Origin of the sequence: Achromobacter sp. ACRQX (assembly GCF_022346505.1) — a bacterium.
In the GTDB taxonomy this organism is placed as follows: Bacteria; Pseudomonadota; Gammaproteobacteria; order Burkholderiales; family Burkholderiaceae_B; genus Achromobacter; species Achromobacter animicus.
Genome location: NZ_JAKRML010000011.1, coordinates 155,162 through 164,471 on the forward strand (window position 1 = coordinate 155,162; position 9,310 = coordinate 164,471).

Below are 9,310 nucleotides of genomic sequence, written 5' to 3' on the forward strand. Positions count from 1 at the left end.
CGACCGTCAGCAGCTTGCGGGGCAGCCGATGCCACGGCGTCAACGGACGGCGTTGCACACGCCGGGCCCTCATTGCAGCGCCTCGATGACCGGCTGCAAGCGGGTACGCCATAGCTCCGGCGTGATCAGCCCCAAATGCTTGTACCGGATGCGGCCGTCGCCGTCGATCACGAACGTCTCGGGCACGCCATACACGCCGTATTCGATGCCAACGCGCCCGTCGACGTCGCTGGCCGACGCCAGATACGGATTGCCGTTGCGCGCCAGCCACTGCCGCGCCTCGTCGGGTTTGTCCTTGTAGTTCAGCCCATACAGCGCGATGCCATGGCGCTGCGCGGCCTCGCGCAATACGGGCAGCTCGTCCTTGCACGGCCCGCACCAAGACGCCCACACATTCAGCAGCCAGACCTTGCCCCGCTGCGATTCCACGTCCAGTGTCTTGCCGGGCTCCAGCAGATCCGGCAGGCCGATGGCGGGCGCGGGCTTGTCGATCATGGCCGACGGCACCGCGCGCGGATCGCGCGACAGTCCCTTCGCCAGGAACACGGCCATGGCCAGGAATACGGCAAGCGGCAGCAGATAGCGCAGCATCAATAGCCCTCCCGTGCCGCGCCCGCGGTCTCGGGTAGGGCGGCGTGCGCGTCCTTGCGCGCCTGCGCCTCGCGCGCGCGGCGGTAACGTCCGTCGCCCGCGGCCAGCAGCCCACCCAGCGCCATCAGGATGCAGCCGGTCCAGATCCACGTCATGAAGGGCTTGACCTGGATGCGCACGGTCCAGGCGTTGTCGGCCACGGGTTCGCCCAGCGCCACAAACAGGTCGCGGGTGAAGCCGCTGTCGATGTCAGCCTGGCTGAGCGCCATGTCCTGCACGGTGTAGTGGCGCTTTTCCGGATACAGCGTGACCACGGGTTTGCCATCGCGCACCACTTGGAAAACGGCGCGCTGCGCGGTGTAGTTGGGGCCGGTGGCCGGGCCGATGCCGGCAAACGTGAACTGGTAGCCGCCGGCTTCCTGCGTGGCGCCCACGTCGACACGAAGCTCGCGTTTGACCTCGTAGCCGTTGGCCAGCGTGACGCCCGCGATGAAGACGCCGATACCCGCGTGCGCCAGCAGCATGCCGTACCACGAGCGCGGCTGGCGGGTCAGCCGCCGCCGCAACTCGCCGTCGCCATCGGTCAGGCGCTGCCAGGCATGCGCCGCGGCGCTGGCGACCGACCAGGCGGCCAGCCACAGGCCCAGCACGATCATCGGGGAACCAAAGCGCGAAGCGCCGGGCATCGCCAGCGGCACAAGCACCGCCGTCAGCACGCTGACCGCAAAGGCCACGCGCAGGCGTTTGCCCAGGTCGGGAAGCTCTGCCTGTTTCCAGCGGGCGACCGGTCCCACTCCCATCAGGAAGATCGCAGGCGTCATCAGCGGCACGAACACGGCTTCGAAGTAGGGCGGTCCGATGGAGATCTTGCCCCACTCCAGCACGTCCAGCACCACCGGATACAACGTGCCCAGCAGCACGGAGCCCGCCGCGACCGTCAGCACGACGTTGTTGGACAGCAGCAGCGATTCACGCGACAGCAGCGAAAAGCCGCCGCCCAGCCCGACCGTGGGCGCGCGCCAGGCGTACAGGGCGAGCGAACCGCCGACGATCACCGTCATGAACGCCAGGATGTACAAGCCGCGGCCGGGATCCACGGCAAAGGCATGGACCGAGGTCAGCACGCCCGAGCGGACCAGGAACGTGCCCAGGATGCTGAGCGAAAAGGTGCAGATGGCCAGCAGCACCGTCCAGCTGCGGAAGGCGCCGCGCCGCTCGGTGACGATCAGCGAATGAATCAGCGCGGTGCCTGCCAGCCACGGCATGAAGGAGGCGTTCTCGACCGGATCCCAGAACCACCAGCCGCCCCAGCCCAGCACGTAGTACGCCCATGCGCTGCCCAGCAGGATGCCGATGGTCAGGAACGTCCACGCGGCCAGCGTCCACGGCCGCACCCAGCGCGCCCACATCGCGTCCAGCTCGCCCGACAGCAGCGCCGCGATGGCAAAGGCGAACGCCACCGAAAAGCCGACGTAACCCATGTACAGCATGGGCGGATGCACGATCATGCCCGGGTCCTGCAACAGCGGGTTCAGGTCGCGGCCGGCCATCGCGGCCGGAATCAGGCGCTCGAACGGATTGGACAGGAACAGCATGAACAGCAGCAGGCCGACACTGATCCAGCCCATTACCCCCAGCACGCGGCCCACGAAAGCCAAGGGCAGCCGCTTGCTGCACAGCGCCACGGCCAGCGTCCACGCCGTCAGCAGGAGCTGCCACAGCAGCAGCGACCCTTCATGCCCGCCCCAGACCGCCGCGAAGCGGTAGCCGGCCGGCAGGTCTGCATGGGAATTTGCTGCCACGTACAGGACCGAAAAGTCGTTGTGCACGAAGGCCCACGCCAGGCAGGCGAAGGCGAGCGTCGTCAGGCCGAACTGCCCGATGGCCGCAGGCCGCGCCACGCGCAGTCCCGCCTGCCAGCCGGTGGCAGCGCCGATGAGCGGCAGGATGCCCTGCGCCAGCGCCACCAGCAGCGCAAGGATCAGGGCGAAAAGGCCGATTTCCGGGATCATTTTGCCTCCGCCTGCAGGGTGGAGGCGGCTCGTTGCTCCGCCTTCTTGATCGCGTCGGCGGCTTCGGGCGGCATGTAGTTTTCGTCGTGCTTGGCCAGCACTTCGGTGGCTCGGAACACGCCGTCCGCGCCCATCTTGCCGGCCACCACCACGCCCTTGCCCTCGCGGAACAGGTCCGGCAGCAAGCCCTGATAGGTGACGGGCACGGCGTGGGCGGTGTCGGTCACGGCAAAGCGCAGCGTCAGGCCGTCGGCCTCCCGTTGCAGCGAGCCTTGTTCGACCAGGCCCCCGACGCGATAGCTGCCGCTGGCGGGCGCCTCGTGCGCGATGACCTGCGTCGGGCTGAAGAAGAACACCAGATTCGATTGCAGGGCGTTGAGCACCAGCGCGGTGGCCAGGCCCAGCAGGGCAAGGCCGCCCACGATGGCGAACGCGCGGCGTTTGCGCGGGCTCATCGGCGCGTCCTTCCTGCGTCACGGGCGGGGCTGCCAACATCCTCCTGCCGCCGGCCGCTTCGACGCGCGCGCCGCCACAGCGCCAGCACTTCCCACGCCATCAACGCGAACGTGACGCCGTAGGCGCCCAGGATGTACGGCCCATGGCCTTGTAGCGAAAAGAGGGTGTCCCAGCTCATGGCGCCTCCGTCCGGGCGCTGCTTGCCGATGCGCCCGGCTGTCCGCCGCCCATCTGTCCGGCGATCTTCTGAATGGCGCCCGGCTCGCGCGCTGCAATGATCCCGCGCACGCGCGCCAGCGCGACCGCTGCGCTGTACAGCCAGAACGCCGCCACCATCAGCAGCATTGCGGTCACCATGATGCGCGCCATGCTCGGGGCGGTTGTCAGGTTGATCGACGCGCCCTGATGCAGCGTGCTCCACCACTGCACCGAGAAGTAGATGATCGGCACGTTGACCACGCCCGCCAGCAGCAGGATCGCGCCGCCCCGGTCCGCGCGCTGCGTATCGTCGGTGGCGGCCTGCAGCGCCATGAAGCCCAGGTACAGGAACAGCAGGATCAGCTCGGACGTGAGCCGCGCGTCCCAGACCCACCACGTGCCCCACGTCGGCTTGCCCCACAGCGCGCCCGTCCACAGCGTCAGGAACGTGAAGATCGCGCCGGTGGGCGCCAGTGCGCGCATCATCATGAACGACAGGCGGGTGTTGAAGATGAGCCCCAGCGCGGCATAGCCCGCCATCACCAGGTACAGGAACATCGACATCCAGGCCGCGGCCACGTGGATGAACAGGATGCGATAGACCTCGCCCTGCTGGCTGTCGACAGGCGCGACCACCAGCCCCGTGTACAGCCCGGCCGCCGCGAAGAGGGCAGCGCCCGCGCCCAGATAGGGAATCATCCGCCCGGCCAGCGGGTAGAACAGCGCCGGGGACGCGTAGCGCATCCAGCTGGATCGCGCGGGGGCGGCGCGAGGGGAGTCGAAGGTGGAGGGATTGTGCATGGATACCTCAGTCCAGCGCCACGCGCAGCGCCGCCGACGCGCTCCAGGGGCAAAGCAGGATCGCCAGGCACAGGCCGGCGCCCAGCAGCGAAAGCTGCGGCCCCGCGCCCAGGCCGGCATGCGTGGCCGACACGGCGCCCGCGCCGAAGATCAGCACCGGCACGTACAGCGGCAGCACCACCAGCGGCAGCAGCGCGCCGCCGCGCAGGCCCAGCGTCAGCGCCGCGCCCAGGCCGCCCACCAGCGCCAGCGTCGGCGTGCCCAGCAGCAGAGACAGCACCAGGATGCCGATGGCGTTCGGCGACAGGCCAAACTGCAGCGCCAGCACCGGGCTGGCAAGAATCAGCGGCACGCAGGTGCTGAACCAGTGCGCGCCCAGCTTCACGCCCACCAGCAGCGGCAGCGGATGCGGCGACACCAGCAGTTGCTCCAGCGCGCCGTTGTCGTAGTCCTGCGCGAAGGGACGATGCAGGCTCAGCAAAATGCCGAGCAGGGCGCAGACCCACAAGACCCCGGGCCCGATCGCCAGCAGCAGCACGGGATCGGGACCCACCGCCAGCGGAAACAGCGAACCCGTGACGATGAAGAACAGCGTCGCGCCCAGCGTGTCCGCCGGTCGACGCCAGGCCAGCCGGACTTCACGCAATGCCAACTGAGACAGCGTTGCCAGCATCCGCGTAGTCATCCATGTTCAGGGTTTGGGTGTGATGGGCAGGCGTGCCGGGGGCGCGATGCGAGGCGACGACGGCGGCGCCGCCTGTGGCCAGATGCGCGCGAAGCGCCTGCGCCAGTTGTTCCAGGCTGGCCGCGTCCAAGCCCGCGTCGGGCTCGTCCAGCAGCCATAGCGGCTTGGCGCCCAGCACCACGGCGGCCAGCGCCAGCCGGCGGCCCTGGCCCTGCGACAGGCGCGCGGCGGGCGTGTGCAGGCAGGCGCCCAGACGCCAGTCGTCAAGGCAGGCGGCGATCGCGTCGTCGCGCCGCGGCGTGCCGGCCACATGCAGGCTGCACCGTAGGTTTTCCAGCGCGGTCAGGTCGCCCGACAGGCCGTTGCCGTGCCCCAGATACGCCGTGCGCGCAAAGTGCGCCGACGGATCACGGCGGATGTCGCCGTCCGGGTCGAAGATGCCGCCGTCCAAAGGGCGCAGCAGGCCGGCCAGCATGCGCAAGAGGCTGGTCTTGCCGCTGCCGTTGGCGCCTTGCACGTTCAATAGCTGCCCGGCGTGCAGATCAAAATCCAGCGCGCCGGGGCCGCCGCGCCGGCTGACCAGTCCGCGCGCGCTCAGCACCGGCAGCGGCGCGTCAGCGGGCCGCATTGGCCACCTCGTTGGACGCCCTGGCCGGCGGCGTCGCTTCGGAGGTCTGGCCAGGCGGAATGTGCGGCAGCGTGTGGGCGATGCCCTTGTGGCAGTCGATGCAGGTCTTGGACCGGTCCGCGAGATAGGTCGAGTGCATGTTCTGCGCCCGCACGCTCTGCCGGGTGAAGTCCATGTATTCGTAGTTGTGGCAGTTGCGGCATTCCAGCGAGTCGTTCGCCTTGAAGCGCGCCCATTCGTGCTGCGCCAGTTCCAGCCGCTTGTCGACGAACTTCTCGCGCGTGTCGATGGTGCCGAAGATCTTGCCCCAGACCTCCTTGGACGCCTGCATCTTGCGGGCGATCTTGTCGGTCCAGTTGTGCGGAACGTGGCAGTCCGAGCACAGCGCCCGCACGCCGGAACGATTGGTGAAGTGGATCGTGCCCTTCAGCTCCGAGTACACGTTGTCGCGCATTTCATGGCAGCCGGTGCAGAACTTCTCGGTGTTCGTCAGTTCCATGGCGGTGTTGAACGCGCCCCAGAACAGGATGCCGCCGATGAACCCGCCCACCGTCAGAAAGCCCAGGCTGAAGTGCACGCTGGGCCGGCGGATGATGTTCCAGTAACGCTTGATGAGCTTGACCATGACGGGCTCCTGTCCCTTACTTCTTGTCGGGCGCCGGAGCAGATAGGCGCTTGAGGATCACGTCGATGTCCTGGAAATTGTTCGGGACCAGCGGCTTGGCCTCCGTTTGCGGCACGTGGCATTGCAGACAGAAGTACCGGCGCGGGGACACTTCGGCCAGCACGTTGCTGTCGCGGTCCATGTAGTGCGTCACGCTCAGCGGCACCGCCTGTGTCTGCTCGGTGTTCACGCGGGCGTGACAGGCCAGGCAGCGGTTGAAGTTCTTGTCGATCTGGTAGCCGTCGATCTTGTGCGGAATGGTGGGCGGCTGCATCGAGTACGTGCGCATGCGCCGCACGTCGCGGTTTTCCACCGGGGGCATCAGCGGCGGCGTGGCCGACTCGGTCAGGGGCGTCGGGCCCCGCATGGGATCGATCATCGGATCGGTCGGCGCGGCCCAGGCGTTGGCGCCGATCAGAAAGACCAGGGCGATCGAAGTGGCGCGAATGTTCATGAGCGTCTCCGTCGGGCCGTCAAGCCTTGGTGATCTTGACCGCGCACTTCTTGAAGTCGGTCTGGAACGAGATCGGATCGGTGGCGTCGAGCGTGACCTTGTTGATCAGTTGGCCGGCATCGAACCAGGGCACGAACACCAGGCCGCGCGGCGGCTTGTTGCGTCCGCGCGTTTCCAGCCGGGTCTGCATCTTGCCGCGCCGCGACGCAATCTCCACCAGTACGCCGCGCCGCAGGCCCATGGCCTGCGCGTCGTCCGGGTGCATGAAGCACACCGCATCGGGAAAGGCGCGGTACAGCTCGGGCACACGCCGCGTCATCGACCCCGAATGCCAATGCTCCAGCACGCGGCCGGTCGACAGCCAGAAGGGGTATTCCTCGTCCGGCACCTCGGGGGGAGGCTCATAGGGCAGGGCATAGATGTTGGCCTTGCCGTCGGGGTTGCCATAGAAGTTGAAGCCGGAGCCCACCTTCACGTAGGGATCCGCCTTCTCGCGATAGCGCCAGCGCGTCTCGACTCCGTCCACCACGGGCCAGCGCAGGCCGCGCACCTGGTGATAGGTGTCAAACGGCGCCAGGTCGTGGCCATGACCGCGGCCGAATTCCGCATATTCCTCGAACAGGCCCTTCTGCACGTAGAAGCCGAACGCCTTGGCCTCGTCGTTGGCGTATTCCGGGTCCAGTTCCGTGTTCGGAAACTTGTTGACCTTGCCGTTTTCGTACAGCACCTGAAAGAGCGTCTTGCCCCGCAGCTCGGGCTTCTTGGCCAGCAGGTCCGCCGGCCAGACTTCGTCCGTGGTGAAGCGCTTGGAAAACTCCATCAACTGCCACAGATCCGACCGCGCGCCGCTGGGCGCGTTGACCAACTGGTGCCAGAACTGCGTGCGGCGCTCGGCGTTGCCGTAGGCGCCTTCCTTTTCCACCCACATGGCGGTGGGCAGCACCAGGTCGGCCGAGATCGTGGTCACGGTCGGGTAGGCGTCGGACACCACGATAAAGTTCGCCGGATTGCGGTAGCCGGGATAGCCCTCGTTCAACATGTTGGCCGCGGCCTGCATGTTGTTGTTGACCATCACCCAGTAGGCGTTGATGGTGCCGTCCTTCAGCATGCGATTCTGCAAGACCGCGTGCGCGCCCACCTTTTCGGGGATGGTGCCGTCGGGCAGCCCCCAGACCTCCTCGGCGCGGGCCCGGTGCTTCGGGTTGGTCACGACCAGGTCCGCGGGCAGGCGATGCGAGAACGTACCTACTTCGCGCGCGGTGCCGCAGGCGGACGGCTGGCCCGTCAACGAGAACGGGCTGTTGCCCGGCGTGGAAATCTTGCCCGTCAGCAAATGGATGTTGTAGACCAGATTGTTCGCCCACACGCCGCGCGTGTGCTGGTTGAACCCCATGGTCCAGAACGACATGACACGGATCTTCGGATCGGCGTACAGCTCGGCCAGGGCTTCCAGATTCCGCTTGGGCACGCCGGTCAGCTTGGCGGTGTAGTCGAGGTCGTACTTGGAGACGAACTTCGCGTATTCGTCGTAAGTGATCGGGCGCGAGCCGCCGGCGTTGTTGGCGTTCTTGGCGGCCTTTTGCAGCGGGTGCTCGGGACGCAGGCCGTAGCCGATGTCGGTGTTGCCTTCCAGGAACCGGGTGTGTTCGTCGATGAATTCCCGGTTGACGCGCTTGGTCTTGATGATGTGGTTGGCGATGTAGTTTAGGATCGCCAAGTCGGTTTGCGGCGTGAAGGTCAGCGAGATGTCGGCCAGTTCATACGACCGGTTCTCGAACGTGGACAGCACCACCACCTTGGTATTGGGCTTGCTCAACCGCCTGTCGGTCACCCGCGTCCACAGGATGGGGTGCATTTCCGCCATGTTCGCGCCCCACAGCACGAAGGCGTCGGCGTTCTCGATGTCGTCATAGCAGCCCATGGGCTCGTCGGCGCCAAAGGTGCGGATGAAGCCCACCGCCGCCGACGCCATGCAGTGGCGCGCGTTCGGATCGAGGTTGTTGGTCCGAAACCCCGCCTTCATCAGCTTGAGCGCCGCGTAGCCTTCCCAGATCGTCCACTGGCCCGAGCCGAACATGCCGACGGCTTCCGGGCCCTTGTCCTTGAGCACGCGCTTGAACTGTTCGGCCATGACGTCGAACGCCTGGTCCCACGACACGGGCGCCAGCTCGCCATCCTTGGCGTACTTGCCGTCCTTCATGCGCAGCAGCGGCGTCGTCAGCCGATCGTTGCCGTACATGATCTTGGACAGGAAATAGCCCTTCACGCAGTTCAGGCCGCGGTTGACCTCGGCGTTGAAGTCCCCGTGCGTCGCCACGACCTGGTTGTCCTTCACCGCGACGTTCACGCCGCAGCCGGTCCCGCAGAACCTACAGGGCGCCTTGGACCACTTCAGCTTGGCGGCTTCCGATTCCGTCACGATGTTCTGCGTGTAGCCCACGATGGGGATGCCGGCTACCGTGGCGGCAGCGGCGGCGGCAGATTGCTTGATGAACTCTCTACGAGCCATGGACATCGTCAATCTCCTCATTCATCGCGGCAAGCGTGTCGGAATGCTGATAGACCAGCGCCGACGCCAGCACGCCGTCCAGCCGCTGGATCTGCGCTATCTGCGCAAGCATGTCTTCGGTAGAGGGGGCTTCCAGGGTGACGACCAGCTTGCCGGTCTCGGAAGCGCCGTGGATTTCCGCGCCGCCGATCGCGAGGATCGCGCCGCGCACGTCCGCCAGCCGGCGTGGGGCGGCATGCACCACCATGCTGGCGATGTGCAGCTCGGGCGGCGCGCTACAGGGCGCGGAGGCGGGCTGATTGGGGGGAATGG

At 67.2% G+C, this 9,310-nt stretch carries 11 protein-coding genes; all 11 read right to left on the bottom strand.

The features are described 5' to 3' along the window. Nucleotides 1–69: 69 nt before the first annotated feature. Genes MHZ91_RS12940 through MHZ91_RS12990 form a run of 11 tightly spaced genes read right to left on the bottom strand, consistent with a single transcriptional unit; the run spans nucleotide 70 to nucleotide 9,308 of the window. The gene (locus tag MHZ91_RS12940) at nucleotides 70–591 is read right to left on the bottom strand and encodes a DsbE family thiol:disulfide interchange protein (RefSeq protein ID WP_175124117.1); all 522 of its coding nucleotides are present in this window, start codon (nucleotides 589–591) and stop codon (nucleotides 70–72) included. Next, nucleotides 591–2,603: a heme lyase CcmF/NrfE family subunit gene (locus MHZ91_RS12945; RefSeq protein WP_239213953.1), complete on the bottom strand. Its 2,013-nt coding sequence runs from the start codon at nucleotides 2,601–2,603 to the stop codon at nucleotides 591–593. Before MHZ91_RS12945 ends, MHZ91_RS12940 begins: the two co-directional genes overlap by 1 nt. Beyond that, nucleotides 2,600–3,058, bottom strand: a complete 459-nt coding sequence (gene ccmE / locus MHZ91_RS12950) for a cytochrome c maturation protein CcmE (protein ID WP_218343432.1) — start codon at nucleotides 3,056–3,058, stop codon at nucleotides 2,600–2,602. Before ccmE ends, MHZ91_RS12945 begins: the two co-directional genes overlap by 4 nt. Next, nucleotides 3,055–3,237 (bottom strand): heme exporter protein CcmD, encoded by a 183-nt coding sequence (ccmD, locus tag MHZ91_RS12955; protein ID WP_239213954.1) that lies wholly within the window; start codon nucleotides 3,235–3,237, stop codon nucleotides 3,055–3,057. Before ccmD ends, ccmE begins: the two co-directional genes overlap by 4 nt. Next, on the bottom strand, nucleotides 3,234–4,058 hold the full coding sequence (gene ccmC, locus MHZ91_RS12960; RefSeq protein WP_239213955.1) for a heme ABC transporter permease CcmC: 825 nt from the start codon (nucleotides 4,056–4,058) through the stop codon (nucleotides 3,234–3,236). Before ccmC ends, ccmD begins: the two co-directional genes overlap by 4 nt. A 7-nt stretch (nucleotides 4,059–4,065) precedes the next feature. Then, the gene (ccmB, locus tag MHZ91_RS12965) at nucleotides 4,066–4,731 is read right to left on the bottom strand and encodes a heme exporter protein CcmB (protein WP_239213978.1); all 666 of its coding nucleotides are present in this window, start codon (nucleotides 4,729–4,731) and stop codon (nucleotides 4,066–4,068) included. Next, complete coding sequence (ccmA, locus tag MHZ91_RS12970) at nucleotides 4,697–5,371, bottom strand: heme ABC exporter ATP-binding protein CcmA (RefSeq protein ID WP_239213956.1); 675 nt, start codon at nucleotides 5,369–5,371, stop codon at nucleotides 4,697–4,699. The genes ccmB and ccmA overlap by 35 nt, the downstream gene beginning before the upstream one ends. Continuing rightward, the gene (locus tag MHZ91_RS12975; protein WP_056569895.1) at nucleotides 5,358–5,996 is read right to left on the bottom strand and encodes a cytochrome c3 family protein; all 639 of its coding nucleotides are present in this window, start codon (nucleotides 5,994–5,996) and stop codon (nucleotides 5,358–5,360) included. The genes ccmA and MHZ91_RS12975 overlap by 14 nt, the downstream gene beginning before the upstream one ends. A 16-nt stretch (nucleotides 5,997–6,012) precedes the next feature. Beyond that, nucleotides 6,013–6,489 (bottom strand): nitrate reductase cytochrome c-type subunit, encoded by a 477-nt coding sequence (locus MHZ91_RS12980; protein WP_056569896.1) that lies wholly within the window; start codon nucleotides 6,487–6,489, stop codon nucleotides 6,013–6,015. A gap of 19 nt (nucleotides 6,490–6,508) precedes the next feature. Beyond that, nucleotides 6,509–9,004 carry a periplasmic nitrate reductase subunit alpha gene (napA, locus tag MHZ91_RS12985; protein ID WP_175138464.1) on the bottom strand — a complete coding sequence of 832 codons (2,496 nt, stop codon included), beginning with the start codon at nucleotides 9,002–9,004 and terminating at the stop codon, nucleotides 6,509–6,511. Then, nucleotides 8,988–9,308 (bottom strand): chaperone NapD, encoded by a 321-nt coding sequence (locus MHZ91_RS12990; RefSeq protein WP_239213958.1) that lies wholly within the window; start codon nucleotides 9,306–9,308, stop codon nucleotides 8,988–8,990. Before MHZ91_RS12990 ends, napA begins: the two co-directional genes overlap by 17 nt. Nucleotides 9,309–9,310: the final 2 nt, after the last annotated feature.